Annotated in this window: 21 protein-coding genes; 8 read left to right on the top strand and 13 right to left on the bottom strand. The window is 37.8% G+C overall.

Annotated features, from left to right (window positions below; genetic code table 11):
• Positions 1-143 precede the first annotated feature (143 nt).
• Positions 144-452, bottom strand: a complete 309-nt coding sequence (locus BP549_RS00455; protein ID WP_292377339.1) for a hypothetical protein — start codon at positions 450-452, stop codon at positions 144-146.
• A gap of 149 nt (positions 453-601) precedes the next feature.
• Entirely contained in the window at positions 602-1,690 is a 1,089-nt protein-coding gene (locus tag BP549_RS00450; RefSeq protein WP_292377338.1) for a CobW family GTP-binding protein, read from the bottom strand.
• An 828-nt stretch (positions 1,691-2,518) separates the two neighbouring features.
• Here BP549_RS00450 and BP549_RS00445 point away from each other — a divergent pair.
• On the top strand, positions 2,519-3,514 hold the full coding sequence (locus tag BP549_RS00445) for a radical SAM protein (protein ID WP_292373774.1): 996 nt from the start codon (positions 2,519-2,521) through the stop codon (positions 3,512-3,514).
• A 1,341-nt stretch (positions 3,515-4,855) separates the two neighbouring features.
• Here BP549_RS00445 and BP549_RS00440 read toward each other — a convergent pair.
• Both BP549_RS00440 and BP549_RS00435 read right to left on the bottom strand, forming a co-directional pair.
• Positions 4,856-5,659, bottom strand: a complete 804-nt coding sequence (locus BP549_RS00440; RefSeq protein WP_292377362.1) for a 2-amino-3,7-dideoxy-D-threo-hept-6-ulosonate synthase — start codon at positions 5,657-5,659, stop codon at positions 4,856-4,858.
• A 183-nt stretch (positions 5,660-5,842) separates the two neighbouring features.
• A complete protein-coding gene (locus BP549_RS00435; RefSeq protein ID WP_292377336.1) occupies positions 5,843-6,358 on the bottom strand; it encodes a deoxyuridine 5'-triphosphate nucleotidohydrolase in 516 nt (171 codons plus the stop codon).
• Positions 6,359-6,584: 226 nt separating this feature from the next.
• Here BP549_RS00435 and BP549_RS00430 point away from each other — a divergent pair, with 226 nt between their 5' ends.
• Positions 6,585-8,747, top strand: a complete 2,163-nt coding sequence (locus BP549_RS00430) for a DUF2341 domain-containing protein (protein ID WP_292377335.1) — start codon at positions 6,585-6,587, stop codon at positions 8,745-8,747.
• 238 nt (positions 8,748-8,985) lie between these two features.
• Complete coding sequence (locus tag BP549_RS00425) at positions 8,986-9,669, top strand: flavodoxin family protein (protein WP_292377332.1); 684 nt, start codon at positions 8,986-8,988, stop codon at positions 9,667-9,669.
• A gap of 166 nt (positions 9,670-9,835) precedes the next feature.
• Here BP549_RS00425 and BP549_RS00420 read toward each other — a convergent pair whose 3' ends face one another.
• Both BP549_RS00420 and BP549_RS00415 read right to left on the bottom strand, forming a co-directional pair.
• A complete protein-coding gene (locus tag BP549_RS00420; RefSeq protein ID WP_292377331.1) occupies positions 9,836-10,045 on the bottom strand; it encodes a hypothetical protein in 210 nt (69 codons plus the stop codon).
• 53 nt (positions 10,046-10,098) lie between these two features.
• Positions 10,099-10,569 carry a hypothetical protein gene (locus BP549_RS00415; RefSeq protein ID WP_292377329.1) on the bottom strand — a complete coding sequence of 157 codons (471 nt, stop codon included), beginning with the start codon at positions 10,567-10,569 and terminating at the stop codon, positions 10,099-10,101.
• Between the two features lie 289 nt (positions 10,570-10,858).
• Between BP549_RS00415 and msrB the strand changes: the two genes are divergently transcribed.
• Positions 10,859-11,290, top strand: coding sequence for a peptide-methionine (R)-S-oxide reductase MsrB (gene msrB / locus BP549_RS00410; RefSeq protein ID WP_292377360.1), 432 nt, complete (start codon positions 10,859-10,861; stop codon positions 11,288-11,290).
• A 65-nt stretch (positions 11,291-11,355) separates the two neighbouring features.
• Here the strand turns inward: msrB and BP549_RS00405 are convergent, their stop codons facing one another.
• The gene (locus tag BP549_RS00405) at positions 11,356-11,508 is read right to left on the bottom strand and encodes a hypothetical protein (RefSeq protein WP_292377327.1); all 153 of its coding nucleotides are present in this window, start codon (positions 11,506-11,508) and stop codon (positions 11,356-11,358) included.
• A gap of 360 nt (positions 11,509-11,868) precedes the next feature.
• Between BP549_RS00405 and BP549_RS00400 the strand changes: the two genes are divergently transcribed.
• A complete protein-coding gene (locus tag BP549_RS00400; RefSeq protein ID WP_292377325.1) occupies positions 11,869-12,510 on the top strand; it encodes an HAD family hydrolase in 642 nt (213 codons plus the stop codon).
• Positions 12,511-13,597: 1,087 nt separating this feature from the next.
• Here the strand turns inward: BP549_RS00400 and mtaB are convergent.
• Together mtaB and mtaC are read right to left on the bottom strand one after the other, a co-directional pair.
• Positions 13,598-14,983 carry a methanol--corrinoid protein co-methyltransferase MtaB gene (mtaB, locus tag BP549_RS00395; RefSeq protein ID WP_292377324.1) on the bottom strand — a complete coding sequence of 462 codons (1,386 nt, stop codon included), beginning with the start codon at positions 14,981-14,983 and terminating at the stop codon, positions 13,598-13,600.
• 10 nt (positions 14,984-14,993) lie between these two features.
• Complete coding sequence (gene mtaC / locus BP549_RS00390; RefSeq protein ID WP_292377322.1) at positions 14,994-15,770, bottom strand: methanol--corrinoid protein MtaC; 777 nt, start codon at positions 15,768-15,770, stop codon at positions 14,994-14,996.
• An 898-nt stretch (positions 15,771-16,668) separates the two neighbouring features.
• Here mtaC and BP549_RS00385 point away from each other — a divergent pair.
• On the top strand, positions 16,669-17,523 hold the full coding sequence (locus tag BP549_RS00385) for a helix-turn-helix transcriptional regulator (protein WP_292377320.1): 855 nt from the start codon (positions 16,669-16,671) through the stop codon (positions 17,521-17,523).
• A gap of 141 nt (positions 17,524-17,664) precedes the next feature.
• Entirely contained in the window at positions 17,665-18,456 is a 792-nt protein-coding gene (locus BP549_RS00380; RefSeq protein ID WP_292377318.1) for a helix-turn-helix transcriptional regulator, read from the top strand.
• A gap of 353 nt (positions 18,457-18,809) precedes the next feature.
• Here BP549_RS00380 and BP549_RS00375 read toward each other — a convergent pair whose 3' ends face one another.
• A complete protein-coding gene (locus BP549_RS00375) occupies positions 18,810-20,663 on the bottom strand; it encodes a PGF-pre-PGF domain-containing protein (protein WP_292377316.1) in 1,854 nt (617 codons plus the stop codon).
• Positions 20,664-21,313: 650 nt separating this feature from the next.
• Here BP549_RS00375 and BP549_RS00370 point away from each other — a divergent pair.
• Positions 21,314-21,790 carry a DNA-deoxyinosine glycosylase gene (locus tag BP549_RS00370; RefSeq protein ID WP_292377314.1) on the top strand — a complete coding sequence of 159 codons (477 nt, stop codon included), beginning with the start codon at positions 21,314-21,316 and terminating at the stop codon, positions 21,788-21,790.
• Between the two features lie 97 nt (positions 21,791-21,887).
• Here the strand turns inward: BP549_RS00370 and BP549_RS00365 are convergent, their stop codons facing one another.
• The 3 genes from BP549_RS00365 to BP549_RS00355 all read right to left on the bottom strand — a co-directional run bounded on the left by BP549_RS00365 (position 21,888) and on the right by BP549_RS00355 (position 25,806).
• Positions 21,888-22,067: an indolepyruvate ferredoxin oxidoreductase subunit alpha gene (locus BP549_RS00365; protein ID WP_292373744.1), complete on the bottom strand. Its 180-nt coding sequence runs from the start codon at positions 22,065-22,067 to the stop codon at positions 21,888-21,890.
• 383 nt (positions 22,068-22,450) lie between these two features.
• Positions 22,451-24,376 (bottom strand): SWIM zinc finger family protein, encoded by a 1,926-nt coding sequence (locus tag BP549_RS00360; protein ID WP_292377312.1) that lies wholly within the window; start codon positions 24,374-24,376, stop codon positions 22,451-22,453.
• Positions 24,377-24,777: 401 nt separating this feature from the next.
• Entirely contained in the window at positions 24,778-25,806 is a 1,029-nt protein-coding gene (locus BP549_RS00355; protein WP_292377358.1) for a PGF-pre-PGF domain-containing protein, read from the bottom strand.
• Positions 25,807-26,418: the final 612 nt, after the last annotated feature.

Raw genomic sequence — 26,418 nt, 5'->3', positions numbered from 1 at the left:
AACGCCATTGACAAGACAAACATAAAAACTTATCGCTTTTTAACAAATGGAAGATTTCTAAAATCAGGATGGAGTTAACCATCAGGAGGCTAGAAAATCTCATTGAAAGTTATAAAATAAAGGGAAAATTGAAAAAAGTTTATTTAACACACTGAATCATGCATAGCAATTCCGGCATCAGTAAGGCGGTACGTTCCTTCTTCGAGTTTCAGGAAGCCTTCCTTTAGCAGGAAATCCATGTGGAACTTAAAGAAGAAATCATTCAATCCGGATTCTTCTTTTAATTGGTTTTCGGTCTTTCCAAATATCCCAACAATCCGGAGGAGTTTTCTTCTTGCAGGATTTATGGAAACTTTTTCCATCATCATATGTTCCAGCTTGACAGCTTCACCTTCGGTAGGCTCGCCTTTTTTTTCAAAATAGGCGTCAAGTTCATCGATTTCCTCGTTCATGTCAAAACTCCATTATTTCTTGTATTATTAAAACTGACCTTTTTTTAAAGAGTTCCGAAAAGAATAAGTGTGATTGTAACTCTCTTAGTTAAGTCGCAAGTTTCTACCATAACTTTAATTTTAACTTTAAGTTGAGTTTTATACTATCTTCATTCATCTTTACTGTATATATTAATCCTGCATATTTGCTCATGTTCGTGCTCATCATGATTATCAGTATCATGCTTTTTAATTTCTTTTTCAAAAGCGATCCCTGATTTCCCAAGATTCTCTTCAAGGGTACATTCAATTATCTCTATGAGTTTATATTTAGGGACCTTTGTAACTGCGGAAAGTAGCCTGAGTTCGGTTTTCTCACTTTCCAGATCAGGGATTATCTCTACCTGAGGCACTTCTTTAGAAGATGTTATACTGCCTTTAACTACAGATTCTGGGGATTTCATGGAAAGCTTTATGTGCCCTACAAACTCAGGATTAATTTCCCGTACCCTCTCCTGAACGATTTGAAGATTTTTTTCTACGAAGCATACACTTTCTTCAGGACTGAAATCCAGCGATCCGAGAGTATAGAGAGCTGAATAAGCCGAGACTTCGGAAAGCTCAATGGAATTTTTCTTTTCCTGGGAAGGCTTTTTAAGCCCTGGGACCGCGAGATGGAGAAGCAGTTTTTCGAATTGATCATCTTGATGTTTTGCGGAAAATTTTAGAATCCTGGCTTCTGGGTTCATTTCGTGGAGCATTTTTTCAGCAGCAAGGACAGTTTCTAAAGGCGTTATATCAATCTTGTTTATACAGAGAATTTCAGCTTCTTTTATCTGCGTTTCTATAAACCTTGGGATCTCTTTTGCTTCGGTCCCAAACCTGCCAGGATCTAAAAGAGTTACTATCGGGGCAAAGGAGAGCTCAGAGAGCCCCATTGTTTCTATCTCTTCCCTTATCTGCCCCGGGAAGGCGATTCCTGTCGGTTCAATAATTACAATGTCAGGCGCAAACTCTTCCTCAAGGGTCTGAAGAGTATACTGCATACTTATCCTGAGTGTACAACAGATGCAGCCGCTTGTAAGTTCCTCAGTTACAATGCCAGGACTTGTAAGAATATCTCCATCAAGCCCAATTTCTCCTATTTCATTTACAATGATTGCAGTCTTTTTTCCTGCGTCATTGAATTGTTTGCTGATTCTAAGTATAGTGGTTGTTTTCCCGCTTCCGAGAAAACCTCCTATAATCATGACTTTCATGTCTCTCTCCTTTTTTCGCACAATAAAATTGTTTTTGAACGGTCTGAGGAATATAATCTATTTTATGGTATATATAAAATAGCAGGAATGGTTGATCTGATATGTGAGGTAATTCAAAAGAAGATCATGATATGATCTGATATTGAAAAATAGATTGCGTTCTCATCAAAGAACCTGGAAGTTCCGAACGGCTTTAAGAGATTTTGTTTATCTGGGAAGAGATACTGAGGTACTAGACTCACGGGTTGCGAGTTTTAATTAATTCTCTTTCAGTTTTTCCCCTTACTTGTGGAGTAGATATTGACGAGTGGGGTATTAAAGGGATGAGAACGCAATTTATACTACACGCTTACAGTATTTAATATTTTTAACACACAATGTTATTCTATTATCAATATATTAACACATTGTTATAATTTTAGTCCATTGTTCTAAGCTTATATTATTTCTATAACATTATCTTATGCCTGTATATATGGGGCTTCTGCATCTTATTTTCATTCTTTATGTTTGAGGTTTGATTATATTTAAGTCTTAAATAATCTTTTTCTAGGCCTATATATGAGAAAATCAGTTTTATGGACTGAAATGCCTACAAAATCTGACTTTCAGATTTTAGGGGACTTAAGGCAAGGTATGGGGTAAGGTCTAGGGATTTTTCTTATGGCTTTTAATTGGTCAGAAACAATTTAAATTATATAAATAGAACAATTTATATATCTCTTAGTAATGATGAGAGAAACAAAAGGAGTTTCAGAACTATATTTATTTGTAATCACCTTGTAATTACCTTGTAATCCTTTTGTAATAGCTATGAGGAGCATTTGCATGCAAAGCAAGTCAATTACGCCGGAAATAAAAGCTTTCCTTATTTCCATAGGTTCGGTTTCCGTAGATCCCTCGCTTATCCCACGAGCTCGGGGTTCGACTGCGGGTCCGGGGGCAGGTACAAGTTCAGTTTTCTTCAGATCTGGAGACAAACGGGTAAGGCTCAGCATAAAAGAAGACTCTCCTCTTTCAATTCTAAAGGTTCAAGACGAAGGATATGTTGGGATTTTCTATCAAGGAGAAGAACTTGTGCGAGGGAAACTTGAGCCTGCCTCTGCGCACTGTCCTGATCAAGCTTTTATAACTCTTTGTGAAAGGTGTGTATTTGACTGCAAATATTGTTCTGTTCCCAAATTGCAGGGGCATGTTAAAAACGAAGAGGAAGTTCTGAGCATAATTGATGAGGTTTTGCAAGCAGGAAATCTGAAAGCTATTTCCCTTACCTCAGGCGTTGAAACCTCAATAGAAGGAGAGGTTGAACGAGTGCTCAAACTGCTTCCTGCTCTCAAAAAGTACAATGTTCCTGTTGGAGTTTCGGTGTATCCTACTAAAGGTTGCTCCAGAAAATTCTATGAAGCAGGAGCTTCTGAAGTCAAATATAATGTTGAAACTATGGACCGTGAAATCTTCAAAACAGTCTGTGGAGACCTTTCCCTTGATTATATTCTGGATCGCCTCAGGGAAGCTGTCGACGTTTTCGGAAAAAACCGGGTTTTCAGTAATTTTATAATAGGCCTCGGAGAAAGCGACGATTCTGTAAGGGATGGAATTGAGACCCTTGCAAAAATCGGAGTAATTCCTGTTCTGCGGCCGGTAAACCCGCATCCTCTGAGAGCTGGATATTGTTTTATGGAACGGCCGTCCCCTGAACGCCTTCTAAAGCTTGCAAAACTTGAAGCCGAGATTCTCAAGAAATATGGGCTGGATCCAGGGCTTGCAAAAACCATGTGCCTGAAATGTACAGGCTGTGACCTTGTCCCTTTTATTGATTTTTAATTTCTACTTTGGTTTTATTTTTTTGTTTAAAAGTTGATTTTTTTCTCAAAGAATTCGTCTTAAATAGGACTTGAGCACTTGGGTAGTAAAACCAAGAACAACAGACGTTTCTGTTAAACCTATATTTCAGGAAACTAAAGATCTTTTAATTCTATTGATCTCCATTTCAACCATATAGGTTCTACTTTTTCTTCTAAGAGGGACCCCATTATTTCTACTGGAAACTTTTACGGGTTAATTTTTTATTACTACTTATTATTTCATTTTTTTCTTTTTTATTTCATTTCTATATATTTTTCAGTTTGTCCTTCGAGTTTTTATTTTTTATGTGAAATAGATTCTGTTTCCTTTTTGATGCGGTTTTTAAAAATTCTAATGTCTAATTTTATTTCTTATAACTTATTTACAGTTAGCTTACTGTGCTTAAATATTTGTTTCCTTATTCGCATTCACTCTTATCTTTTCATTTTTCGTTCCTGAAAATTCAAGTGCCCCATTATTTCCAATGGAATCTATATGTTAACAGCCAATTTTTCTGGAGTATATATAACCCGAGTTTAACCAAAGGTCTTTTTGGCAAGCACAAAAAATCTTTTGAGAAAAGTTCCCGAATAAAGTTCTAGCCTCATGAAATTACTTTCTCTTATCCTGAATTTTCTCTTTTTTAAGTCTGCTTATCTTTTTCTGTTCATTTGCCGTCGTGGCTTTTATTTTTGCCCTGTATATCATTCCTGAATCAGTGATTTTTAAAGTAATTTACTCTAAGTAATGCTCCTGAAAGCTATTTGTTAAAATTATAACTTTAGGGCTACAGGAGTACAAAGAAAGTATGTAAGTCCAGCTTTGAGGATGTAAGTTCAAAAAAAATAATCAATTATATAAATTTTTAAGGGATACTTTAAAGATTTGGCTCTCAAATGAAAACATGTTTAGATAGACTCTAAGCTAGCAGCTTTAAAAATAGGAAATGAAGAAATTTTATTTAGAAACTGGAATTAAATTTAAAAAATATGAAAAGAGATTTTAAGTGAATAAAGGGCTTGAAATTTAAAATATTTAATCCAAGGATGTTTCATTCTTAAGATCTAACTTGAGTTTTACTCAGGTTCCTTGTTTTTTATTTACGGCGTCTATTTATCCTTTATATTTTCGAAGAGTTTCTCTCTATAAAGAGTTTCTCCCTATAAGAAAATTCTAACCCTTTTATTCCCACTGGAAATATTGAAATCGATTTCCTCTGACCTTATCCTCTCTGTTCAAATTTTAATTTTTTTCTTTTCTGCTTTTTTCAAATCATGTTTTTATTTTTCTTTTTTATTTTTCCTGTCAGACCTTTAACCTTCAGGCTTGCTTGCCTAATTTCGATAATTCTTCTGCACTTACGCCCTCGTGAACTACTTTTGCAATCCTCCGGACAAGACCTGTTGGGTCCTGAGACTGGAAAACATTCCTTCCAATGGCAACACCCCTTCCTCCGGCTTCGAGGGATCCTTCGATCATCTCCAGCAGTTCCTGTTCAGAGTCCATTTTCGGGCCGCCTGCGATAATTACAGGTACAGGGCATCCGTCAACTACTTCTTTAAAAGTTTCAGGGCTTCCGGTATAATTTGTCTTGACTATATCGGCTCCGAGTTCGGCTCCGATTCTAGCTGCATGTTTTACGACATCCACATCATATTCAGAGCGAACCTTTTTTCCGCGTGGGTACATCATTGCAAGGAGTGGAATTCCCCATTCATCGCACTTTCCTGCCACATAGCCTAGCCCCTGTAGCATCTCATACTCGTCTTCAGCCCCTACATTTATATGAACGGATACTGCATCGGCTCCAACTTTTATAGCTTCTTCTACGGTTGTTACCAGAACTTTATGGTTAGGATCAACGGAAAGAGAAGTTGAAGCTGACAGGTGGATTATAAGACCAACATCATGTCCATACCCTCTATGTCCATATTTGGCAAGTCCCATATGCCCGAGCACGGCATTTGCCCCACCTTCTGCTACCCTGTTTACAGCTTCCTGAAGGTTTTTAAGTCCTTCAATTGGACCAGCACCAACTCCGTGGTCCATAGGAATAATAATCGCGTTACCGGTATTTCGATTGAATATACGCTCCATCCTTACGGATTTACCTATTGCATTCATAAGCTGCATATACGAATTTAATGATATATATTTTGTCAGTATATTTCTGAGGACCCAAATATCAGGGTTTCTTTTGCTCACTTCCTACGAATCTAATTCATGAGCCGGAGACTAAATAGCTTAAAAAATAGTTTATAAAAAGTTTAAAATAATTTAGAAAAAACTTAAAGACTTTTTGATAACTTACTTTGTGTTCTCGTTCTGATAGATCCCTGAATACCCTTTTTCTACTTCCGTGTCCAGGGTATAGAATAAAAGCTGCATAATTCTGGCGTCTTTTTTCAGCCTGAAGCCTGCAGTGTTGTAAACTACCAGCATCGACTCGCTACGGCCCCTGTATCCTGCATCCCATACCGCGGTTTCAAGGGTAGCTCCGCAGCGAATAAGGGTTGACCGCGGCTTTGCAATTGCAGCCAGGTTCATGGGAATATTTACAATCTCATTGAAAAGCACCTTGTAAATCCCAGCAGGCAAGTGAATCCAACCGTCGCTCTCAAATTCGAGTTTTTCCCCATCTGGAAGCTTTCTCTCTGAATTATCAAAATCCACAGCTCCAGAACCTTCTATTGTTTTCACTTCTTTCAGGGTAAGCTCAAGTCCGTTAGGCTGGATCTGAGTTTCTATATCAATGGCATTTTCAAGCAAAGGAGGTTTTGCCTGTATAAGTTTTTTCAGTTCGGTACTGGATAGAAGTGTCATTGGAACCGTAATTGCAAAGGTTCTTTATTACTGTTTCGGATTTATCTCTGTGGATTTTATTGTTTTTTGATTTTCTTTTATTACAATTACTAATATCATTGTCTTTATTATTTTAGACAGGAATTTATGAAAAGGTTTATTCTTTTTAGGAAAATAATCACTATCTATCAAGATTTTCATATTAATGCTCAATCGGGTTTAATAAAGAGTTTACGAGAGGCTTTGAATGATAGCAAAAAGATCTATTGTATACGTAATTTTCTCTGTATTTTTCATCTTTTCATTAACAGGCTGTGCCTTGGCTGCTACGGGCACGTCGGATCTTTCCACAAAAGAAAATTCATGGGATTGCTCCAAGGAAATCCTAATTACTGAAAACGCCGGTAAACCCCTACAAGGATACCCTGTCGCTGTTAGTTTGAACTCTTCTAATTTTAACTTCTCCGAGGCAAAAAGTGACGGTTCAGACATTCGATTCTCATCAGGAAATAGAACGCTCAATTACTGGATCGAAACCTGGGACCCTGAAAATGAAGAAGCCCTTATCTGGGTCAGGCTTCCGTCTCTCTCTGCAAATCAAACCGGTAAGATCCTCATGAGGTATGGAGACCCAGAGGCTGAAGCTATGAGCAATGGAGAAAAAACTTTTGACTTTTTTGATAATTTCGAGGGCAATAACCTCAACGAGCTTGACTGGAACGCTGAAAGTGCGGGAGGAGGCCTGGTTGAGGTTAAAAATGGGATCTGCAATGTCTCAGCTCCAAAGGTTCATGCATATGATTCCTCTATGATCTACAGCAAAGAAAATTTTGAAATTAATTCTATTTTTGTGGTCAAAAGAATGAAAGTCACCACAGGTGATGACAATAGAGGGCCTGTGCTGCAACAGGGTTTCATAGACCAGGTCGACAGTAGAAAAAATCAGATCAAGCATGAGACCGAGCTTGCCAATGAAAGCCGCGTAGACCTGGAAACAGTTTACAGGAAGGAAAAAAATAATCTATATGATCTCACTGACGTCAACGTTCCTGAAGGAGAATGGTATGTCTCAGGAATTGCCTGGTATGAGGAGAACGATACCCGCAAAGTATCCTGGTTTAAAAACGGTGTCCGTGACCCAAGAATGGACGTCGCCTCAAACGATTCGATAACCAATTTCCCAATGCATATTTACCTGTATGCTGCTTCCTACAAAGACGCCTCGAAGAACACAGGCTATATGGCAGTCGATTACGTCTTAGTTCGGAAATTTGTCGAAACCGAGCCCACGGTAAAAATTATTTCGGCTCAGGGAGAAGGTAACGTTTCTTCAGAAAGCGTTTCTGAGACTAACTCTAAAAACTCTTTGAGAGATAATTCTGAGAATATCTCTAAAAACAACTCTGAAAACTCTTTGAGAGATTATTCTAAAAACAGCTCTGAAAATATTTCCGAGCCTCAAGCCGAGCTTGAATCCGAGATAAATTCCGAAACTTTTGTTTCTGAGGAAGCTGCTCAAACACAGAAAAACCTGAGCCAAAACGAGACAGGCACTCCAGAACTCTCATTTCCTGAATACACGATCGGGATCTCTGGAATCAGACTTTCTTCCCCGTACGGGTTTGATTTCTATTCCCTGGTAAATGAACTTAACTCCTCGGGAATAGATACGATTTTCCTTAGTGTAGACAGCGAAGATGTATGGCAATACGAGCGCTTTGTGAAAATGGCCCATGAAAAAGGAATTTCCGTACATGCCGTGATTCTGGAAAATGTAAATTGCACAAAAAAGGGAGCTGGTAACCTCTGCCAAAATTCTCTTAATACAGTACTTGGTTATAATCAAAAGTCCCTTGCTCCTTTTGATGGAATAGAGATCTACATAAACTCGTCTGCCTGGAAAGATTCTGACGAAAGCGAAATCGATTACAAGACACTGTTTGAAACAGCAAATAAAGAGGCCGAAGAGAACTTATCTATCTCAGCAAGCCTTCCACTTAATTATACTGCATCTCAAATGAAGGAAATTGCTCCTTTTGTCGATTCATTTGTTATAAGGGCTTATCCCGGTGAAGCTGGAGAGCTTAATTCCGTTTCAGGTATTGTTGATGCCATTGCCCTTGAAATGGGAGAGATAAGAGGGGCGGGTTCAAGAGGAATTATAGAGATCTCTGTTGAAGAAGGCTTTAAGGATAAATATTCAATACAGAAACTTTTTGCCGGCCTCGTAGATTATTATTCCAATGATTCAGCTTTCATGGGCGTCTCTATCTTTAATTACAATACCTATAAAGAACTGCCTCGAACAGAGCCAGAAGAGAAGGAGTTTCCAATTCCCGGATTTAACGCCCTCCCTGTAATTCTTGCAGGGCTTGGAGCTTTCGCCCTTTTAAAAGTAAAGAGGAGTTAAATTCAAAAATTGAGAGAAACTGAATTAAAAAAGAAATTAGAGCAAGGAAGAACAGGAGAAAAGCTAAAAGAAGCATAATTCTTTCTTTTCTGTCTCCTTTTAATTTTTTATCCCTTCATCCTCTTTTTCTTATCTTTTTTCATCCTTTTTACTTATCTTTTTTCATCCTTTTTCTTCTCCTTTCTTTTCCTGATGGCTTAACGGGACAGCTTACTTTTTAGATAAGAGAAATCTTTTTATGTTAATCAATCATTTATACTTTATCCAATTTTGTGTAAAGTCTAGATTTTTTATACATTTAAACGGGGGTTCTAGCATTAAAATTCTTGGATTGGTGGGTAGTCCTAATATCAATGGAAACACTACAAAGCTTGTAAATGCAATTCTCAACGGAGCTGCTGAAAACGGTGCAGAAAAAGTAATTTACAATCTAGCTTCTCTAAATATTAAGGGTTGTGATGCCTGCTGCAGATGCCAGGAATCTGGTTGCTGTGCGATAGATGATGACATGCAGGAACTTTACCAGGAAATCCAGGCTGCAGACACTGTTGTACTTGGCTCTCCTGTTTACATGTGGCAGATGACTGCTCAGACTAAACTCTTTATCGATCGCCTGACAGCCTTCTTAAAACCTGATTTTTCGAGCCGGCTTGATAATAAAAAACTTATTCTTGTTTTTTCCCAGGGAAGTTCGGACAGAGATGCCTTCAAACCGTATTTTGAATATACAGCCGGAATTCTCTACTACCTAGGTTTTGATGTTTTAGAAACCATTATTGCTGCTGGCACGGATAATCTTGAAGTCTCCTTCAGGCCCAGACTGCTTGAAAAATCAAGAGAGCTCGGAAAATTGGTCTCGACTACTCATCTGTCTGGCCCTGAATTTAGAAGAGGCGAGTCAAGCTTGATCCCACTTATATGATTTCTCCCCTGTTATTTTTCTTTTTACTTCCAATTTTTACCCTTTTAAGCCTGCTTTTACCATTTAAATCGCTTTTCCTTTTTTGAATCTTATTTCTCTCTTTCACGCCTCAAGAAACTTTTCTGGATCTTATACTACCCGATGTGTCCTTTAAGCAAGTTTCCTTTTAATTCCAGCACCATAAATGCTTCAACAGGTGCGCCGAAAGGATCTGTGATTCCCCATGTAGTTGCCAGTTTAAACTCGAATCTCGGATAATATTCAGGATTCCTATAATTTTTCTATCAACTTCAGCTACGAATGAATGTTTAGGAATAAACTTCGAGTTTTTCCTTAGATTTTCAACCATTTTTCCTTCATTATGTTTTGGTATCACTTATCTTTACCCATGCTTGTTTTTCATTACTTTTCCTTGCAATCTTCTACGTATTATTTATCCATTCGTGCTATTACTGGAAAAAATAGCTTGAAAACTACGAAGATAAAGATAAATAGCCCAAATCCTATCTGGATAAGGACTTTTCCACGCTCAATAGGCTCTTTTTTGGCTTTAACAGCTCCGTAACAGACCTGACCCAGTCCAATTCCGGTGGGAAAGATTAGAGCCCACATATAGATCCAGCTTTTCAAATTTCCTGTTGTGTATTGATAAAAGAGAACCAAACCAAGCATATTAAATGTCCAGCTCAAAGAAGCAAGCCATTCTCCTAGTTTATTTTCGGATTCCATAGCTGTAGCAAAGAAAAACATTCCAATTACTATGAGATAGAACGGCAGGATAAACTTTCCAAGGTTAATTTGTTTAAAAATGATAACTACAAAGACTACTGCAAGAAGTATAAAGATAAATGCAGCGGTTATTATACTGTAGTCTTTCTCCCTTGTCAGATTGTTTCCCATGCTAACTCAAACCAACAAGTTCTATTCCAGAGATATTATTTTATACCAAATATTATATAATTCTTTTTTTATTTATTATCTCTATCTGACTACCGCACTTTATAATAAGCTACTTTTGTCATTTTATTTCTATGCGTATAATTTTTATTGGATCTCTATAAATGTAATTTATCATTTTATTCCATACACATACATTGACTCTACTTCTGAATTCGCAATTGGTTTTTCCTGTATCGAAGAAACAGTAATATTTCTAAAACAACTACTTACATTGATAGGGGGTTTACAACTGGCACAGAAAGCAATCGAAAGATCCGAAGAAGAATGGAAAAAGGTACTCACATCTGAGCAATATCACGTCCTGAGGCAAAAAGGTACGGAAAGGCCTTTTTCCGGCAACCTGTACTATAACAAGGAAAAAGGAGTTTACACCTGTGCTGCCTGTGGGCAAGAACTCTTTTCCTCGGACACAAAATTCGAGTCCGGAACCGGCTGGCCAAGTTTCTATGATGTGATTTCGAGTGACAGGGTAAAGCTCAAAGAGGATACCAGTTATTTCATGAACAGGATTGAGGTAGTCTGTTCCCGCTGCGGAAGTCATCTGGGTCATGTATTTGAAGACGGCCCTGTACCAACCGGAAAACGCTACTGCATTAATTCAGTTTCTCTTAATTTCAAGAAAGAAGGTGAAGAAGGCAAGAAAGGCGAAGAAAGAAAGTAAGAAATTTTTTGATCAATTATAACCGTTGAGCTACAACCGTCGGCCGCAACCGTTGCGCTGTTTGATTACGCCTCCACGTTGTTTTCGCTCAAGCCTTTTTTGAAAAGGCTTGTGATAATCTGCCGACCACCTCGTTGCTTGAATTTTCGCTCAAGCCTTTTTTGAAAAGGCTTGCGGGCAATCAATTTTTTAAAAGCCGTAAATAAGTCTAATTCCATAAGTTACAGATTTTAAGGTTGGGGAGAGGAGGTTCAGATAAAACTTGAGACTGGAAAAGAAACATGTCAAGATAATTGTATCTTTAATCTTTTTAATTTCTTATCTTTTATTTTTCAATCTTTTATTTCTCATTGAGGGATTAGGCCCTTCTATCTACGCCCCAGGCACACTAATTTTTGCTCTCCTTGGGTACTGGCTAGGTGGTTACCTGTATGATAGGTATTATAGGTATTTCAAGTGAAAAAGTCCAATCAAGGAAAAAATATTCTGATTACTACTTGATATCTATCTATATAGAGATTTTTCTGAACTTGGATTTTCATAATATTTATTATAGATTATAACAATCTATTGAATAGATGTTAAAAGCAATAATTTTTGATGTGGATGGGGTTCTTGTAGATTCCATGCGTTTCCAGGCCGACGCCTGGGTTAAAACCTTCAAAGAAATTGGTATTACCATAACTAGGGAGGATATTTACGAGCTCGAAGGCTCAAACAACAGGAGGTTAATTAAATCAATTTTTGAAAAGGTCGGAAGAGAGCCTGAGCCTTGGCATTTAGATCAACTGCCTGAGAGGAAACGTGAGGTTCTTGAGTTTGATCAGATAAAGCCTTTTGAGGGTATTCTGGATTGCCTTAAGGAGTTGAAACGACACTTCAAGCTCGCTATGGTTTCCGGATCTCATGTCGATACAATAAATAAAATTATTGATAAGTATTTTTCGAACTGTTTTGAGGTCATAATTACCGGGAGCGACCTTGAATATGGGAAACCTGATCCTGACCCTTACCTTAAAGCCCTTGAAATGCTTGACCTGACAAAAAACGAGTGTGTAGTAATTGAAAATGCGCCTTTGGGGATAACTGCCGCCAAGAGAGCAGGGCTTTACTGTGTTGCAGTTGCAAGTATGCTTGAGCCTAAAAAAATAGAGCATGCAGATCTTGTGCTAGAAGACCATGCTTCTCTTCTCGATTATCTGAAGAGCCTCATTACATGATCATAGGTTTTTTCCAGATTGTTTTCTTCACTCAGCCATGTTGATAGAAGTATTGCGGAAACTGAAAAGGGTTTTCATAAAGTTTTTTCTCTAAACTCTTTTTCAAGCATTTTTCTTACAGCACGAGGCCCATCTAGTTCTCTGGCAAGTCTTCAAATTAACTATTTACGGAACAAATCACAGCTAAAGATCTTAACAATCGAAAATAGGTAATACCTCAGGATCAGTATGTAAATTGAATATTCCCAAAGCTGAAAATTACAATGCTTGTTTCATAAATAACATATAATTGAAATTTTCCTAGTAAAACTAGTCTAAAAACTTGAGCTTTATCATTTATTGGGAAAGTACTGGAGCAGAGTCCATCTGTAAAATTTAACTTATTAGTTCTTAAAACGGGATCATTTTGAAAATTCAATAATTATAGAAAGAAAGTAACATGGGAGAGTTGTCTGAACTCCTTACTGATGGCACGGTTTTTTAGTCTGTTCGTATATTTTTTGTCCCACGCTACTAATTATCGATACTCCTCTCTTATATATATGTTTTTCCTTTTTCTATGTAATTATTAAATTAAATATGCTCTTCTTCTCTGGGAATATATTTTAGTCCTAATATTTAATTTCACTATATTTAGTCAAAATTATCTTATTTTTGTAGCATTATTCTTTATATTAATTTAATTTTTGATTAATCTGCTAACTGGGTGAATCCCACTCTGAACCTACTGCCTGAATCCCACAAATCTTCTTAAAAGATTTTGCCCGCAAGCTCAAAAAGGCTTGAGCGAAAAACCCCCGCAAAGAAATGGCCGGCGTGATCAACCGGCTCAACGGTTGCGGCTCAACGCTTGCGTTTAAGAGTACTGGTGTATAATAAAAAGGAACTTTGTGTGAGTTTTCATGTCCTTGTGATTATAAGTTCTGGTTGAACTAAAACGCAAGTATATCAAAATTATAAGGGGTGCAGAGAATACAGAGGAGACACAAGTCATGCAAAAACAAAGGCCAAGACGGCGAGAAATATAAACGAATCTGTGTATTCTAAGCTAGTTCTCAAAAAGAAAAAGAGAACCGGAGGATTCGGCTTAGAAGCCGTAGTTCTCCGGCAGGAAGACTTTAACTTCACTCTTGTATTTTGTAAGACAGTCGTCCATGAACTTGTCCATGTCGTCTGGAAGAGATTCGAGAGCTGCCTTTGCGTCTGCGAGGGCTTTGGCTTCGAATCTGGAGAGCTCGAGCTTGTCAGCTGCACCTTCTTCGACAATCTTGCAACATTCGACTGCAGCGTTCTTTGCTCTGAGGTAGATATTGTCTCCGTCCTTTACAATTGCCTGACCGACTCTGTAGGCGTTGTCGTATGCAAGGACGTATGCCTGTGGGTCTCTGTATCTGTCGGAGAGCATAAGGAGGTCCCTGAGAACCTTGTCGTTCTTGGTTTCAAGAGCGGTGTTCATGAGAGCGCAGTCGTATGCAAGGGACTCGGACCAGCACTGAACAGTTGTACCGCCGAATTCACCGTGGTACTCAACAGACTCATTGGACCAGCAGTCACAGCACTGCATGACCAGGTTACCCATTACGTCAGAGTGGGCACAGGTTGAGGTTTTGCCTTCCATGGTCATTGGCATACCTGTAATGGCTTTAACAATGATGTTTTCATATCCGCAGTCCTTACCAGGGCCTACTGCACCGCATTCGTATGCGACGAGGGACCTTGGAGCAGAGATTGCTCTTGCAAGGATTGCAAGGGTGTGGGCGAGGTTCTTGTCCAGCAGTCCACCGCCGATGAACATTGCGGTGTTTGCCTGGGCACAGTCTGTGTCACCTGCAGAGACAGTTCCGGTCTTCTTTGCAATTGCGGAGATGTCTGACCAGATGAGTTCCATGTCAATGGAACCGAGACAGCCGATTGAGTAGAGCATACCAGCAATGTCGTTCCTGAGAACTGCGTAGTCGAATACTTCCTTACCACCCATTGATTCAACGGACAGAAGGTCAGCACCTGCCTTGGCGCATTCTTCGAAGGCTTCGAGGAAGACGGAGTACTTGTCGCCTCTGAGCTGAAGGAAATCTCTGTTCTCACGAATGTCACCAATGGTGTGGCGGAGTGCGCACTTTATTCCATATTCATCGTGGAACTCTTCCATGATAGTTTTCTGGGCGTGTGCAACTTCTGCTCCCCAGGAGGGGTTGTTGGACATCTGCTGAACGTGTTCGGTTTCGAGAATAACTGCTGGGAAACCAACCTGAACCATCCTTGACATAATGTCAGTGGTGATCCTCTCGTATTCCTTTACGAGTTTTTCCTTGGATGCACCGGCTTCAGGTCTTGGAGCATAATTAATTTCAGGAATTGTGTAGCCTGCACCGATTTCGAGGTCGAGGCCTGCCTTTACCGGGTATTTGGATACGCCGAAGGTCATTTCGTCTGCGCTTGCGTATGCCATTGAAGTATATCTTTTTGCTGCCATTTAACTCACCTCAGTGCTTGTGGAATTTGTCTCTTAATGCTGCGATATCTGTAGTACCTGCAACTATTGCGTCAGCAACCTTGGGTGCATCAGCTGCTTCTTCACCATATATGCCGAGTGCATACTGAGATACGAAGTCCTGGTTAACTGCACCGCCACCGCACACGAATGGAATCTTATATCCTTTCTCGAGGAGTTTGTCGTTAACTTCCTTGAATGCATACATGGTGGTGGTCATTAGAGCAGTACCTGTGACCATAATTGGGTTGTTTGCGGCAACTGCTGTAAGGACTTCGTCCACAGGGACGTCCCTTCCGAGGTCAACTACACTGTATCCGTTTGCTCTGAGGAGAGCGGTAACGATGTTCTTACCAATGTCGTGAACGTCACCTTCTGCGACGTGACAGACAACAGTTCCCTTGGTTACAGGGGCAGCTTCAGAGTTTTCCTTACAGAATTCGATACCTTCGAGCATGGCGTCAGCGGACATCATGACATTTGGAAGGAAAATTATACCTTCATCATAGAGTCTTGTGACAACGCCCATACCGACCATGAGAGCGTCATCGATAAGAGCAATTGGGTCCTTGCCTGCATCGATTGCAGCTTGGAGACCCTCGATAACGTCATCTTCTTCTCCCTCGAAGATGGCCTTTGCGATCGGGTAGATCAGTTCGTCTTTAGGATAGATCTCTTCTGCGGCTTCTTCAGGCGTCATTGCCTTTTCCAGAGCCACATTGTATCTGGTTAAAACCTTTTTCAGACTTGCCTCTGTAAAGTCCAACATATTTTTAAACCTCCGTTTTGGTTTTTGGCAAAAAGATCTCTACCGTTACCGGGTCTACAGTCCCGGATATATTCGGTATCGTGAGGTTCCGGCTTTCCCTCCATGAAGTCATTTCTTTTGGGTATTAAGATCTGAAAAATCTGCAACGAGTCCGTTCTATTGGATTCTATCTCCAGATTTCCTCAGTATCTACTAGCGAAAGAATTTTCTTCTTCTTACCGGAACTTTTCCTTTTTGATTGATTTGCGTGTCCGTTAATTCTGACACATTTATACAACATAATTAGGGGAAATTATCACATATACCATAACCGACGAAAATTTTTTTCTGGTTTTTACAGAGCAATAAGGGGTCTGAAATTTTAAAGTAATTACACAGCTTTTTTCCCTGGAATTATTTGCAATCTCTTTTCCTGATAAACAAGTCTTAAATTTTTGAAGTCACTCTTCTAAACATCTAGACTTCTTCTAAATGCGTGGATAAATTACATAATGATTTTTTTTGAACAATGCGATTATTCAGATAAATCCGGTCAAAAATTTCAATGTTCATGTTGTACTCTTTCAATTTTACATCCTCTAATTCTTTTAGTTAGTAAAAAAACTAACGATTTCAAAATACATCTTAAGCTATCGTTTTTATGGATGCCTGTAATTTTTCAGGAACTCACATAATTATGTTGCCTAGACTTTCTTGCGTTTAAAATTATTCATCCAAATACTTTTATATAAATGGGTGTATCGATTATCCCTGTAATATGGCACAAACGCTTCTTCCTGTTCAGGTTGTACAGAATCAGACTGGAACTCGAATTTTCATCCGTCTTCGTGCGGAGATTTTAGTGTCAAATGATACAGAAATCCTATATCTACATAAAAATGCGATAGAAGTGGTTTGAATGCAGCATGAGTTAATAGATGTCGTATTTCGTTCCCAGAAACGAAGAGATCTCCTTTTACTTTTGGGAGAGGAACCAAGAACAATGGAAGAAATTAAAACCCTCCTTGATGTTTCTCCCACGGCTATCTTACCCCAAATCAAAAGGCTTACGGACAGTGACCTTGTTATTCAAAAAAATGGCAGCTATGAATTGACAGATATGGGAGATCAGGTCTTTAAAAGAGTTAAATCTCTTGTCAATGTCCTTATTTTACTCGAGAGAGACAATTACTGGATCGAACACGACCTAAGTGGAATTCCCCCGTATCTCCTCAACAAAATAGGAGACTTGAAGGACTGCAAGCTGGTTGAACCCGATCCGAGCCAGATTTTTGAACCGAGTACAGAACTTTTGGAATTCTTCTCCTCATCACGTTATTTGATGGTGTTCTCATCCTTTTACAGGCCTGAATTCCTTCCCCTTTACACAAGGCTTGCAAGGCTCGAGTCAAATGTCACTCTTATTTTCACAGAGTCGGTACTCGAAAAAATTATGCAGAATTATGAAAAGAAAATAAGAAAATTTACTACGCTGCAAAACACTGAACTTTTTGTCTGTAATGATGGGGTCAAGCTGGCTGAACTTATGGTTTCAGACCGTGGGATGATGGTCTCTCTCTTTGACAGCAATGGGAGATTCTATTATGATTACATGTCCTGTTCTGAACCTGAGGCTATAAACTGGGCAAAAGAGCTTTTTGAGTTTTATAAATCAACAGCCTGGCAGATCGAGAGCGAACAATATATTGATAACTTTATGTGTACAGCAGAAAGCGAAACTTTTCTGGAATCCATGTTGCTCAGCCTGCACTGATAAATAAGGCAATTCGTAAGGCAGTTTGTAAGGTAATTTGTGAGCCAATCGGCAAGTAATTAGTAAATATGTAAATTCAAAGTTAAATTTCCAACCAAATCCAGATTCTATTCCAGAATCCTTTTCAGGGAGTTAAATTGAATGAGTACAGAACTTCAGTTAATAGACACAATTTTTTTTTCGGATAAAAGAAAAAATTTGCTTTTACTTCTGAAGGACGGGCCAAAGACAATCGAAGAAATCAAGAAAGGACTTAATGTCAGTTCCAGTCCTATAATGGCTCAAATTCGCATCATGCTTAAGGAAGGGCTTCTGGTGCAAGAAGAAGATTGTTACAGTCTCTCTGTAAAAGGAAAGCTCATTGTCCCAAAAATGGAGCCTCTTCTCTCCACTTTCCAGGTTTTCGACGAGAACCATGATTATTGGGCAAGACAGAATTTACGGACTCTTCCTCCTCACCTACTGGATAGGATTGGAGAACTCGGGAGTTGTAAAGAGCTTTTACCTCAGAAAACCCATATTTTTGATTATCCTCCTGAAATTATGGATCCTCTTTACAGCTCCAGGACAGTTATGGAGATTTCTTCAATTTTCCGCCCTGGGTATCCAAGTCTCTATCTGGATCTCGCAATCAGAGGTATTGAAGTCTCGCTTGTTTTGGAAAGGCCAATTTATGAAAAATTAGTTTCCGATTACAGGGCAGATGTGGAAAAATTCTTAAATCTTAAAAACACAGGCCTTTTTGTTTGCGACCAGAAAATTGAGCTTGCTTCCAGCATTGTTACCGATCGCTTCCTCTCCCTTTCCATGGTCTCTAAAGAAGGAAGGTACTATAACCACGAAATGGTAAGTTTTGAGAAAAGCGCCCTTGTCTGGGGGCAAGAACTTTTTAATTATTACAAAGATTTGTCTGAAAAGATAGCCCGAATTTAATTTTTTTTGTTAAATTAATTTTTAGCTAACTTGATTTTTTAAACAATTTGATTTTTTTCGTTCCTTATTTAACTTGGGTTAACTTTAGTGAGCCTGAACTGAATTCTATTATAACAAGCTTTTTTACTCACTTCGGTTGATGTTGATTTAAACTATTTAAAATAAGTAAAAATTAAAGGGAGTTTCTCCCTTTAATTCAGAATATATTTTTCATATACGTTTTAACCAAAGCTGCATATTTTGTTAAATAATTAGCTCTGGATTCAATTCAGTTTGAGAGAACTCCATTGAATCCATGAGCTTTTCAACATTATTTTCCTGTAACTTTTTATTAAATTTTATACCTGCACCTTTTATGTTCTTTTATATCTGATTGCACAAATTAGACCGACAACTACGCCGATTATGCCAAATCCAGGTGACTTCGGATTTTCTGCACCTGTTTCACTTGAAGTATTGCTCTCATTATTACTTCCCTTACTATCTGCTTCTGTTTGAGTAAGTTCTGTTGTTAATGTGCTTTGCTCTCCTGTTATCACGAAAGAAGAATAGCCAGGCACATTTGCTGTGAAATGCAGGGACTGATCGTCCTCATTTGTAAGGTTTACTGGCAACTTCATCCATTCTTTATTTTTGTTATCGTACTTATAAAGCACAATAGAAGACGAATTGATGTTATTTTCCTGAATCCAGGCCTTTTCAACCTTGAAGCTTATGGCTGCATTTCGAATATCGTCAGAATCTCCATAACCACCGTTTCCTACCCACACATTAAAGGACTTATATACATTTCCTTCTGGAAGTTCTGTAACAAGATCAGATTTGTTTTTGAGGTTTTCAACAATTGCTGTCGTTTTACCCATTGTCTTTTCTGACTCAAAGCTAATATAATCAACAACGGTTACATTATTTGTAAAGTTGAAATATACAAGCTTCTCACCAGGAATGAAAACTCTAGCTGTATCTTTAGCTTCAACATTCTTCTGAGGCTCAGGAGATCCACCTGCAGATCCACCGGATGATCCAGAGCTGTGATGACTGCCGCCAGAGCTACTGCTTCCAGTGTCTTCAATCCCCTCTACAGGCAACTCTGTTAAATTCTGAGCGGGCATTTCTGTTTGATTTCCAATTTGACTCTCATTAGGTGCTTCAGTTTGATTCTCATTAGGTGCTTCAGTTTGATTTCCAGTTTGATTCTCATTAGGTGTTTCTACAGGCTGCTCCGGTGTTACTATATTTGATGATACGATGGCTGCATGGTCAATTTCTTTCTCGTTTAACACGACTTCATCTTCTGCTATACCGTCTCCATCTGCATCGTAGTGTGTTTGAGAAAAGCCTGTTCCGTCAGGTTTAGCCCAATAGTTTCCTGCAATATGAGGGCCACTTATTATATTTGCAGCGGCTGTTTTTGTAGTATTCCAGGTGTTAGGGTAATTGTGATTACTGCCAAAAATCACATTTACTGTGTTATTGAAGTAATTGTTATAAATTGTGCTACCGCCATATGAATTATCGTAAAGGCCACACTTTTTGTTAAAGTTTACATTATTACCAACAATAGTAGCACGAGCTTCGTACATTAAGGCTATTCCATTATCATTTTCTTTGATCATATTGTTTTCAATATTTGCATTCCCTAAATCTCCCACAACGACTCCTGTTCTACAATTTGAAATTGTATTGTCTTTGACAGTAGCGCTATAGGATTCACCGATATCAATTCCAGAATCACAACTTGAAATTTCATTATTATTTATCGTAAAGGTAGAGTATATACTGGTGCTAACGGCAGTATTATAATTCTCTATTTTATTTTTTTCAATTGTACAGTCAGCATAATCATTGAGATTTATTCCGTAAGAATTATCTGTGCCTTTTAAAGTAAAGCCTTTGATAACTGTCCCCTGTGCATCACTTTTAAGATCAAAACCATCTCCTTGAATTATTGTGTCTTCAGGATTACCTGATTGAGACATAATTACTAGATTTTCTGTATTGAGGACAATGTTTCCATTGTAGGTTCCAGGCTCTACAATTATTGTATCACCTGGCGTTGCGTTATCCACTGCAACCTGTATGGATTCACCGTTGCGTACTATTATCTCGGTTGCAGCACCTAGTCCAGAACCCATTATTAATATTAGAAAGACAGATAACAGCGCCATTATGCGATTATATTTTGTTATTTTCCACACAATTAACACCTGACTAAAATACATTTTTTATTTTTGATCTCAATCAACATCAAAAAACTCTCACATTTTACTGATGCAGATTTGTGATTAGGCTGTGAATATTATCCAGTATGAAAACATAATACTCCTTTTCAAAATACGAAATCAGTATTTAGTTCCCAAGCTTATCACTAATATATAAAATTGCCTATATTTCCAATATTATTTCTTTTATTACTAAAAATAATCTCCTGTTAGAAAGCTATTTTCTTAAGGCACCAGTTTTAATCCTATTGTTAATGTCTTAAGCTTATTTATCCAATGTTTTATGTAGCCTCATTTTTCTATAATAATTAAAACCAATAAAAAGAAACATTGTTGTTTCCTGCAATGACTTAGCAGATTCAAATCTATATAATATTTCAATACAGATACAATAGCAGACAATCAAAAACAAAAAATATTGAGAAAATTAAACTCCATGTAATAAAGTATAATCCTATAAAACGAGACAGACTAGAAATTGAAATAAAAATAGCTAATTACCTACATACGCGCTATAATTACAATATAAGAAAATAATTGCATATAAAATATTGAAAAAAGAAAATTATTTTCTGAATAAAATGTTTCTTGTTCCCAAAGCTTGAAATAACCTTAAGTTCCACCTTACTTAATCAATGAAAAAGCAAGGTTTTCCTGCAGTAGCTGACGAAAATACTGAAATCCTTATTCTCGGGTCTCTTCCGGGTGACGTTTCTATCAGGAAGCATCAATACTACGGGCATCCAGGCAATGATTTCTGGAGGCTCCTTGGCAATATTATCGGAGAAGACCTTCAGGATATGGGTTACCAAAAACGGCTTGATACTCTGAAACGTAATAAAATAGGGCTCTGGGATGTCTTTAAAGCCGGAAAAAGGGAAGGAAGCGAGGATTCCAAGATAAAGAACCAAGAGATAAATCAATTTTCAATCCTGAAAGAAATAGCCCCGAACCTAAAGCTAATTCTTTTTAACGGCAAGAAATCCGGAGAATACGAACCGATTCTAAGGGCAATGGGGTATGAAACAAAAGTCCTTCCTTCTTCAAGCGGAGCAAACCGGCGATTTCTGAAAAATAGGAAGTCAGAATGGGAAGCAGCTTTCAAGCGTTGATTAAATTTTCTTTACCTGACCAGCTTTGTGCCCTCCTTCCGAATACCCGGTTTTGTTTGCAGACTTTATTTAAAGCGTTGAGCTCCGGTTTTCAAGGTTATTCTACCGTTATGGCTTCATTGGGGCAGGCTTCTTCACAGGCTCCACAATCTACACATTCGTCTTCATCGACGACTGCACAACCTTCGTCCTCATCAATAGTGATTGCTTCTACAGGGCATTCCTCCACGCAAGTTCCACAGCCTGTACATTCTTCTTTCTTGACTTTTGCTGGCATTTTATGGCTCCTTTATTTTTTCTAAATTTTTTCTTTACTTTTTTATGCTATTCTTTCAGATCAGTATCTTAAATCTGTATTTTCAAAGCACATCTGGGATTTAGAGGCCAAATTAGTCTGAAATCCAGATGAATCTTAAGTTTAGGTTAGTCTCTTAAGTTCAGGTTAGTCTTAAGTTCAGGTTAGTCTTAAGTTCAGGTTAGTCTTAAATTCAGATTAGTCTGAAGTTCACGTAAGTCTAAAATTCAGGTTAGCCTGAAATCTATATGAGTCTGAAGTCAAGGTTAGCCTGAACCTATTTTTAATTATGTCATTCTAAATATATAAAATTGAGCGTATATATTTCCCAATCCATTTTACCGGCAAAATTTCCTTTATATTCTTTATTCACTCGCGATAATTTGGGCTTTTTCCAGCCTATTCAGGATTTCAAGCAGCTTCTTTTTGAGCCTGTTTGCTTCCCGAATCTGCTTGAGATAGGCTTCCCACTCTTCTTTCTTTCCAATAGATTCCAGAGTCTTCTTTACTTTTCGAAGGTATATTGATGCTGCCTCATATGAGCTTACTTTTGTTTTGGAGATCAAATCTTCTGCAATGTTTTTCCAGATCTCAATTGCAATCGCAGGATATTTTTCCTTTACTGTATTTGCAATTTCATCTTCTAAGATGGACTCGCGGGATTTTTCGGCTTCGCCTTTGCTACTTTTAAGCTCTTCATACCAATGGACTACTTCGTCAGCATCATTTTCTTGAATAGCTATACGTATCAACAGGTCAAGGACAGGAGGTTTAATTTTTTCTAATGAGCTCTCCAGTAACCCTGTTTTCGGGAGAACGTCAGGAAGGATTGAAAGTTCTTCAGCAATTTTGGGCTGGTTAACTGGCAACTCTCCGCATCTCAAGTACTTGAGGGCAGCCTCTCGAATCTCCAGCCATTTACCAATTTTTTTAGCGGCTTTCTGCATCTTAATATAACTGGGCAGTTGGGGAAATCTAAAAAACTCTTCCGTTTCAAGGGCAGCTATGAAAAGCCAGTTTTCCTTTTTCTCCTTAAGCTCAATAAGGATTTGCAAGAGCTCGTAGGCAGTGCCAGGTTCATATTTTCTTAGTTTTTTGATTCCTCTATAAATCCATTCTTCGGCTTTCTTTTTTTGCCCGGAATCAAGCAGCTCTCTGACAAGCCTTGTATAATTGCCTGTTCTTTCAGCTTCGAGCTCGGAGATCGGGATAATCTCTTCAGAAATCCCGGCTTTTCTCAGGGCTTCTATAAGCCTGTCAACAACATAGTCTCGTTCCCAGTATGAGCCATACAGGATATCTTTTTCTTTTTCAGCTTCTTGTAATCGGACTTTTAGGACTTCTGCAAATAGCCTCCATTCTTCCTGAGTATGGGCTTCTTTCCAGAGAGCAGGTTCATTAAGAATGCTGTAGTCGTCTTTTAGCTCAAGCTCAAGGGCATAAAGCATTTTCTCATGTGCAGGAAGAGAGGATTGAGATAAAGCTCTGAACACCACGTCTATGCAGTCGGAGATTTGTGTTCCTATATCCCCTTCTTCGTCATATTCTTCAATTTCTTTATACCGGTCCATGAGTTCTTTTCCAATATCAAGCAGCTCGTCAGGATGGCCTGAATCAAGGAGGCTTTCCATCCGAACCTGCACCTCTGAAAAATCAGGTAGATCTTCGCCTTCGTAACTCCAGAAATCAGAGCTCTTCACTTTTCTCCAGAGCTCGTCCAATTCGGAATAGATACCCCCAATAACTCCTTCCAGATTTTCGGATGAAAAGCTCTGGCGCTCTCTCAGATACTTGCCAAGTGTGCTGTCTTTTTTTGCAAACGTTGTTAGTATCTCGATTAATTCCGGTTTTTCCAGCTGTTCCAGATATTTGCGGAGAACCAGTGAAGATTCTTCATTTTTGGAGGCTTCGGAAGTTCCTGCTCCTGCAAATCCTCTCTTGGATCTTTTAATAAGGAGGTCTTCATCAGTAACAACCGGCACATCTTCTCCCTGCTCTATAAGGTCGAGATATTCAAGTACGGCTGCGACTCCGTGTTTGCAGTCATGTCCAACAGGACAAGTACAGACCGAACTCAGTTTTCCATTTTCTAGAGATACTTCTGTGAAATACTCTATTGTCCCCTCTACCCGTGCGACCAGGTTGCCTGAGAAGGCGAATTTGATTTCCTTTACCCGCCCTTCTTCCTGATACTTGATCCCCTTTGCAGTGGCTTTCTCTCCAGCCCAATCCTGGAGATCACTCCATTTAAGTTCCTTGAAGTTTCGGGCAGTTTTGTTTTCTTCTAGCATATGTGTTTATTTTTATCTATATGTAATATAAAAATGAACTTGTGGCTCTGTAGAAAACCTATCTAAATCAGCTACAATAGGCTGAAAATAAGAAAGTAAAACAGGTCAGGCTATTTAGCTCAATTTAATGAAAATTCTTTATTTCAGAAGATTTCTACAAAGCCGAAAATTATGAAATTAAATCTATAAATAAATATGTACATAAATAAATAAATAAATAAATAAATAAATAAATAAATTAAAATGGGTATCATGCATACAACGTCAAAATAATATCAGCTACAGTAGTTTACCATCCCAAAATAGATTTATAAGACATATAAAAAAGAAATATAAGCTAAAACCTTATGTTTCTTTTTGCTATAAAAATCATAAAAATAAGTGGGAAGATAATCTTCCCTTTATTTAAGCAATTCAATAATGTATTCCAGAAGATGTATTATTTCACTTTTTGTTGCACCATCTATTTCTTCTTCAGAATTATTTTCAGCTTTTGAATCTGACTGTTCAAGAAGTGTATTTACAACCACAGTTTTACTTGTAATTGCAAATGAAGAATATTCTGACACTTCTGCTGTAAAATACACATACTTTGAATCCTGTCCTGTTATGGTAATTGGTACTTCCACCCATTTTCCTTTATCATACATGTTCAGGACAATGGATGATTCGTCCAGACTATTTGCTTTAAGCCAGGACTTTTCAACTTTAAAGTTGACAGCTGCATTTTCAATATTGTTTGCAGCACCACCGTTGTCAATCCATATATTAAAAGATTTGTATACAGTGCCTGCAGGTGGCTTCTCAGTTAAACAAGTCTTATCTTTCAGGTCCTCAACAACAACTGTTGCTTTACCAGAATCTTTTGTTGATTCAAAATATATATTGTTGACAACTGAATTGTCATTTTTAACATCAACAGATACAGTTTGACTATTATCTATATATATCTGATTTGTCTCTTCATACTGGATATTAGTCTGTGATTCGGGGGAATATTCGTAATAGGATGAGTCATTTATATTTGTGTCGTCATCTGATGATATATACGTAACGTCATCGTATACAGAAGAATTGTTTGCTATAATAGTATCATCATCTGTATTTACATACGCGGTATCATCATCTGAAGATATGTAAGTAGTATCATCGTCTGTTGATATTACTGTATTATCGACTACAGTAGAACCGTCTGCTACTATTGTGTCTTCTTCTACAATGGAGTCTTCGATATTATCATTAGAAGTATCAACAACAGTAGTTTCCTCTTCAATATTATATTCATCTGAATTTACAATGGTTGAATTATCTCCAGTTGAATCAGCTGCTACAACACCTATTCCAGAGCTTGCCATTAATATAAAAACGGCAAGCAATAAAGCTATGAAACGGCTTCTTAATTTTAACACAGAAACACCCACAGAAATCATTTCCAATGCTTCATCTCAGCAATAATCCCAAGAAGGAGGCTTTAAGTTCCATACGGTCATTGATCTGAGATTAGCGTTGATAGATCAGTTAAGAATTAACTTTGAAATCCTCGATTAAATATATAAATCCAATTTATTAAGCTAGTCAATGTTACTTAATATTATCGAATAGTTATTATTATATTTTAAATCCTAATTTTTTAGTCAAGGGATTGAAGATAACTGTTAGATCTTAAAAGTCATATGGATTGCAATATTCTACTAGAATTGTAAGCAAAAAGTGTCATAAGAAAAAAGTGTTATGTTTCATCAGTTTTCTCAGGATATATGAATACTATTTATAAACTAAGGGCAATGAGTATAAAAACAGCAAAAAATAGTAATTCGTGTCAATAATGCACAAATAATAAGCTTATAAAAAGTTATTTTCTGTTAATTCGAATTCTCTTGAGTGACAAAAACAAAAATCAATAGATATTCTGTAAAGATATTATCATATTCAAGGAATATTGAGTAAATTTATGTTATAAACGTTAATTATATATTTTGTTGATCAAATAAAAACTTTAGTTGCCAAAACTCCTGGTGCATCAATTTCTAATTAATCCCAAG

The organism is Methanosarcina sp. UBA289, from assembly GCA_002496565.1.
Lineage (GTDB): Archaea > Halobacteriota > Methanosarcinia > Methanosarcinales > Methanosarcinaceae > Methanosarcina.
This window is presented reverse-complemented; position numbering and strand designations above follow the sequence as displayed.